The following is a 6,041-nucleotide window of genomic DNA, read 5'->3' as shown; positions in this document are numbered from 1 at the left end:
GGGGTGTAAGTGTCAAGGTTTTCCGAGGCATTAAGCCCGCTAATACTAATAGTTCAAGTGATAAAAGATATTCTGGACACTTAAAGATATGAGAGTTTGTGTCACATATTTTCTTGACATAACGGTCATAGCGGAGGTGTACATCCGATCCCATTCCGATCTCGGAAATTAAGCCCTCCAGCGATTTCTTAAGTACTGCCATACGGTGGGAACAAGATGACGCTGTTAGTCACTTTTTTTTATCTAATTTAATTAATTCGAGTTTTCTAACACTATATGTAGCTAATATACTACATGTGAGTAGAAAAGCAGAATCAATATATTTTTATAGTTTTATTGACTAATGTATTTTACATATGCTATAGTCATATAGATATGGGAGCAAGTAAACTAGCGACTATCCAATAGGAGGAAGCTCTGCCCACCCCTAAGTGTAGGTTTCTGAGAAGAAACGAATGAATTATAGAAAGGATACAGTTTTAAAACAATGACGATGATTTTTGAGGAGTTTTAAAAACACTGGTGAAACCAATTCATTTTACACGGGTGCAAGCATTAGCGCTTAGCTAAATGTCGCTTAAACTACAGAAGGCAGGCTATAGTTTTCATGCTTCTTTTTTTATTTAAATTTATTTGGAACCTTTTTTATTTATTTAACTATTTTGTAAATTATTTTTGTAAATGATATATCTATATATAATTTTACTACATATTGTATAATTATATTAAAAATTTATACTAATTTTTTTATACAATCGTATTTTTTTATTATAAAATTTATGATTTAGAATATAATTTAAGTTAAATTTGTGGTGAGCCTTTAATATGTTACATGTAAAAACATCAGAAGACATGAAAAATTATTTTGAGAATATATTGAAAGATGTAATGGATACTTATGACGTCGCAAAATCATGTCGTTCTAAAAATTTGGATGTATTTAACGAAGTAGAGATACCTTTAGCAAAAGATATGGCAGACCGGGTTGAAGGTATAGTTGGACCAAGTGGAGTATCTCAAAGGATTAGAGATTTAGTCTCCAAACATGGTAAGGAGCCAGCTTCTTTAGAAATTGCCAAAGAAATAGTAGAAGGTAAATTTGGCGAGTTTAAAGATGCTGAAAGCCCGCGAGACGCTTTGGCAGAACAAGCTGTAAGGACAGCGTTAGCTGTAATCACAGAGGGTATAGTAGCTGCACCTTTAGAAGGTATTGCAGGTGTAAAAATCAAAAAGAATTTTGATAATACTGAATATTTAGCAATATATTTTGCAGGGCCGATTAGAAGTGCTGGAGGAACAGCGCAAGCTTTGGCCGTATTGGTTGGAGATTATGTTAGAAAAAACATGAGTTTAGATATTTACAAACCTATAGATGATGAAGTAGAGCGTTATGTAGAAGAAGTAGAACTTCACCAGTCCGAAGTTGGTAATTTCCAGTATTCTCCAAAACCTGAAGAGATAAGAATTGCAGTTAAAAATATATCTGTGGAAATTACGGGGGAAGCAACAGACCCTGTGGATATAAGCGGTCACAGAGATTTAGAACGTGTAGAAACTAACCAAATAAGGGGTGGAGCTTTATTGGCTTTAGTTGAAGGTGTGCTATTAAAAGCCCCTAAAATTTTAAGACACGTAGATAAATTAAACATTCAAGGATGGGAATGGTTAAAAGACCTTAAAAGTAAAAAATCAGGCGAAGATACTATTGGAGAGGAAGATGTCGATAACATTGAAAATGAAGATTTTGGGTCAGAATATGCAGATGTAAAAATCGATGCTATTACTAAATATATTGGAGATGTAATTGCAGGAAGACCCGTTTTTGCACACCCTTCAGCAGTTGGTGGTTTTAGATTAAGATATGGTAGAAGTAGAAACACTGGTTTTGCTACAGATGGATTTCACCCTTCAACCATGTATTTATCTGATGAATTCATGGCAATCGGTACTCAATTAAAAACAGAAAGACCTGGTAAAGCCACTTGTGTAGTGCCCGTAGATGGAATAGACGCACCAATCGTAAGGTTATCCTCAGGAAGTGTTTTCAAAGTAAAATCACCAATTTTGGCTAAAAAATATAATTTGGAATTAAAAGAAGTTTCAGAGATATTATTTTTAGGCGATATATTGGTAAATTACGGTGATTTTTTAGAAAATAATCATAATATATTGCCTAGTAGTTGGTGTATCGAATGGTATGAAAAAATATTGAAATCTAAAGAAATTGAATATGACACATTTTTTAAAGATTTCAATAATCCAACTCCTTTAGAAGCTGTTGAATTTGCTAAAAAAACTAATACTCCATTACATCCTGAATTTACATATCATTGGCATGATGTTTCAAAAGAAGATATATTAAAACTTATTTATTTTATTTCAAAAGGTAAATTATTAAGTTTTAATGATATAGAATCATCAAATTCTCCTATTTCAAAATTATTTGAAAATGAGCAGTATTTGGACTTTTATAATACAAATTGGAATTTAGAGCAATTTTATGTTTTAAAATATGATGATATCAATGAATATCAAAAATACTGTAAGAGGTTACTCGAATTAATCGGGATACCTCATTTATTGCATCATGAAAACAACGATAAATATTTGGTATTATTTGAATATGAGACTGTTTTAGAATCTTTAGGTTTTGAAATAGTTAAAACAGATGGCAATTATGATTTGTTAAACAATAATCCGTATTATACAGAAAATTTAAACATTTTGGAAGAAATTTCAAAATTAGATGATTCAAAAGATAAAAAATCAATAGATGATTTAGATGATAACTTGAATTTACCAAGAATACTGAATTCAATGCATTTAGTAAATTCACTGTCAAAAATAGCCATAAAAAGAAATTGCTACGTTTATGTGGGTGCAAGGATGGGTAGACCTGAAAAGGCAGCCTCTAGAAAAATGAAACCACCAGTAAATGGTTTATTCCCGATTGGTAACTCCGGGGGTATGGTAAGACTTATAAACAATGCAATAGAGAATAATGCAAACGATGATTTAGATATATCCGTTGCTACATGCCCTAATTGTAGATTTTTAAGTGCTTATAGAAAATGTCCAAAATGTGGCTCAGAAGTTCCTTTAAAAAGAACTTCAAATGTTAGATTACCTTTAAAGGACTACTGGAAAATTGCATTATCTAATTTATCGCTAAATAAAGCTGGTGATGTAAAATGTATTAAAGGTATGACTTCTAAAGATAAGTTAATAGAACCTTTAGAGAAAGCCATATTAAGAGCTTCAAACGACGTATATGTGTTTAAGGATGGCACTACGAGATTTGATTGTACTGATGTACCAATAACACATTTTAAGCCTTCAGAAGTACATACCTCGGTTAAAAAATTGCTAGAGTTGGGTTATTCTTATGACATTCATGGCAATGAATTAATAGACGATGAGCAAGTTTTAGAACTTAAGGTTCAGGATGTAATCGTTCCTAAAAGTTGTATGACTTATTTCGTAAATGTATCTAACTTCGTTGATGATTTATTGGAAAAATATTATGGTGTAGATAGATATTATAACATTTCAAAAGCTGATGAATTGGCAGGACAGCTAATAATTGGTATGGCACCCCATACTTCTGCAGGAATGGTTGGACGTATTGTGGGTTATAGTGTAGCAAATGTTGGTTATGCACACCCTTATTTCCATGCGTCAAAAAGAAGAAATTGTGATGGTGATGAAGACGCTTTCTTCTTATTGCTGGATGCCTTTTTGAACTTCTCAAAAAAATTTTTACCTGATAAAAGAGGCGGGCAGATGGATGCACCATTAGTATTAACAACATTACTAGATCCTAAAGAAGTAGATGGTGAAGTTCACAACTTAGACACAATATGGGAATATCCTTTGGAATTTTACGAGAAATCTATAGATATGCCAACACCTAAAGAAGTAAAAGAGTTAATCGAAACGGTTGACGATAGATTAGGTACTGAAAAACAATATGAGGGCTTAGGTTATACTCATGAAACTACAAGGGTAGACGAAGGTCCTTTAATATGTTCATATAAGACCTTAGGGTCAATGTTCGAAAAAACAACTGCTCAGCTTGAAATAGGTAAACGAATTAGGGCAACCGATGAGCGAGATGTGGCAGAAAAGGTTATTCAGACACACTTCGTACCTGATTTAATAGGTAATTTAAGAGCTTTTTCAAGGCAAGGTGTACGTTGTAAGTGCGGGGCAAAATATAGGAGAATGCCATTAAAAGGAACCTGTAAAAAATGTAATAGTAAACTGATATTAACTGTTTCAAAAGGCGCGGTTGAGAAATATATGGATGTTTCCCAATCAATGGCCGAAAAATATGAGGCAAGTGACTATATAAAACAGAGATTAGAATTAATTCGAGAAGGAATCGATAGTTTATTTGTAAATGAAAGGAATAAACAATTTAGAATAGATGATTTCTTTAAATAATTCAAATTTATTTTTTTATTATTTTTTATCAATTAATTAATTATTTTTAAAATAATATATAATATACTATAATATAATATAATATAATTTCATATTTATTTTTAATTTATACATTATTAAAATTAAGATTTAAAATTTAAAAAAATAAAAGTATTTTAAGTTTAAGAATACAAGTCTGATGGGATATTTTTAGTATTTTGATTAGTTAGCCTATTTAATATTTCTTCAAATTCTTTTTCCGAAATTTCATCCAAATCTTCAATAATGGCTTTATGTAATAATGGCTTTAATAATTTTTCTTTTAATACTCTTCCGTTCATACCTTCTGTTTTTTTAATGTATTTTTTGAAATCCACTTTAACTTTTATAGGTAATTTTTTAGAGTATGTTTTTAATATTTCCAATCGTTCTTTTTCATCAGGTATTTTAAATAATATTTCTTCCTCAAATCGGCTCCTAACGGCTAAATCAAGCATATCTGGATTATTTGTAGCTGCAATGGTTATTACCCCTTCATTTTCATGAATGCCATCTAATTCAGTTAATAAAGCGTTTACAACTTCGGATACATCGCCTCTTAATGATTGGTAATTCCTACTTAACGCTATAGCATCTATTTCATCAATAAAGATAATACACGGTTTGTTTGTCGCAGCTTCCTCATATAATCTTTTTATAACCTTGGAACTATCTCCCACATGTTCTCCAATTAACTCTGTAGCCTTTATCAATTTTAAATTACTTTCTGTTTGAGATGCTAACGCTCTCGCTAACATGGTTTTTCCAGTGCCTGGCGGACCATAGAATAATATGTTTTTTGGAGACCATTCTCCAAATATTTCAGGGTTTTCCAAATATTTCATTATTATTTTGCATTTATTTTTAGCTTGATTTTGTCCTATAATTTCTTCGAAATACGTTTTTTTAACATTTTTAATTTCGTTTTGAATAGGCGTGTTTAATTTATATATAGTTTCTTTTGTTGTAATTTCGCCATCTTTGGGGTATACTGATAGAATTTTAAATGCATAATCTGGAATAATATTATTGTCGAATAAGTAGTCCCCTTCTTTAATTATTTCATTTTCCCATTGGTCTCTGGCATAATGATTAAATAATTTACCATCATCTACTGTAACTTTAATATTTTCCCCATTTATTTTAATTGGGAATCCAACAGGTTCTAAAATAACGTATTTAATACCTATATTATTTTCTGATGGTTCAACAATTTTTTGAGGGTTTGATTTTACTTTAATACTGTTAAATGTTATATTTTTCATAAATACACCTCATTAGAGGTTGGTAATTTTAAATTTTAGCTTATTATTTAAATTTTGGATAAATTTTAATAAATCTTAACCTTGAACTATTTATTATATTTACTCTATTATATATAGATTGGCTAATTTGTATATTGTTTTTTGTATTGTTTTGTATTGAATAGTATATTATACTAATAAATTGATAATTTATTTATGATTTAAAATTAGAAATAAAATTATTAATATTACAATAACATATATTATAATTTGTTAAATTATAATTTGTTGACTCATCATTATAGAATTAATACTATTTACAAATTAAATTAT

2 protein-coding genes, 1 rRNA gene and 1 other RNA gene are annotated in these 6,041 nt (G+C 30.1%); 3 read left to right on the top strand and 1 reads right to left on the bottom strand.

Going from position 1 to position 6,041, the window contains the following annotated elements; translation table 11 throughout:
* Positions 1-117: 117 nt before the first annotated feature.
* The 3 genes from rrf (at position 118) to polC (ending at position 4,446) form a co-directional block, all read left to right on the top strand.
* Positions 118-231, top strand: a 5S ribosomal RNA gene (gene rrf, locus M2325_RS07020).
* Between the two features lie 150 nt (positions 232-381).
* An RNA gene (gene rnpB, locus M2325_RS07015) (RNase P RNA component) lies at positions 382-611 on the top strand.
* A gap of 214 nt (positions 612-825) precedes the next feature.
* Positions 826-4,446: a DNA polymerase II large subunit gene (gene polC, locus M2325_RS07010; protein ID WP_259052333.1), complete on the top strand. Its 3,621-nt coding sequence runs from the start codon at positions 826-828 to the stop codon at positions 4,444-4,446.
* A gap of 161 nt (positions 4,447-4,607) precedes the next feature.
* Here the strand turns inward: polC and M2325_RS07005 are convergent, their stop codons facing one another.
* Complete coding sequence (locus tag M2325_RS07005; protein WP_209631806.1) at positions 4,608-5,729, bottom strand: AAA family ATPase; 1,122 nt, start codon at positions 5,727-5,729, stop codon at positions 4,608-4,610.
* Between the last annotated feature and the right edge of the window lie 312 nt (positions 5,730-6,041).

The sequence above is a fragment of the Methanococcus voltae PS genome (genome assembly GCF_024807035.1).
Classification (GTDB): Archaea; AGJL01; Methanococci; order Methanococcales; family Methanococcaceae; genus Methanococcus; species Methanococcus voltae.
The sequence above is the reverse complement of the archived record's forward strand: the minus strand, read 5'-3'. Positions and strand labels throughout refer to the sequence as shown.

Coding starts and splice junctions, on each gene's coding strand:
- M2325_RS07005 (WP_209631806.1), bottom strand. CDS start 5,729: ATGAAAAATATAACATTTAACAGTATTAAAGTAAAATCAAACCCTCAA.
- polC (WP_259052333.1), top strand. CDS start 826: ATGTTACATGTAAAAACATCAGAAGACATGAAAAATTATTTTGAGAAT.